Genomic DNA, 383 nt, shown 5'->3' on the forward strand with positions numbered 1-383 from the left:
TAATTAAACGGGAAGTAGCTCAGCTTGGTAGAGCACTTGGTTTGGGACCAAGGGGTCGCAGGTTCGAATCCTGTCTTCCCGATAATTATAAATTTAAACACGGGGCCTTAGCTCAGCTGGGAGAGCGCCTGCTTTGCACGCAGGAGGTCAGCGGTTCGATCCCGCTAGGCTCCATTTCATTTAAATAATGAATATCTTTTTCGCGGTGTAGCTCAGCTGGCTAGAGCGTCCGGTTCATACCCGGGAGGTCGGGGGTTCGATCCCCTCCGCCGCGATTTTTAAGAGCCTGGACCTTTAGCTCAGTTGGTTAGAGCAGACGGCTCATAACCGTCCGGTCGTAGGTTCGAGTCCTACAAGGTCCATTGTGGCGTTGTAAGTTTCAT

At 51.7% G+C, this 383-nt stretch carries 4 tRNA genes; all 4 read left to right on the plus strand.

The features are described 5' to 3' along the window. Positions 1-8: 8 nt before the first annotated feature. Positions 9-82 (plus strand) — tRNA-Pro (locus RG571_RS12100). Positions 83-101: 19 nt separating this feature from the next. Beyond that, a tRNA-Ala gene (locus RG571_RS12105) sits at positions 102-174 on the plus strand. Positions 175-201: 27 nt separating this feature from the next. After that, positions 202-275, plus strand: a tRNA-Met gene (locus RG571_RS12110). Between the two features lie 13 nt (positions 276-288). Beyond that, positions 289-362: transfer RNA gene (locus RG571_RS12115), tRNA-Ile, on the plus strand. The last annotated feature ends 21 nt before the right edge of the window (positions 363-383 follow it).

Source organism: Enterococcus sp. FR204 (assembly GCF_031143325.1).
In the GTDB taxonomy this organism is placed as follows: Bacteria; Bacillota; Bacilli; order Lactobacillales; family Enterococcaceae; genus Enterococcus_B; species Enterococcus_B faecium.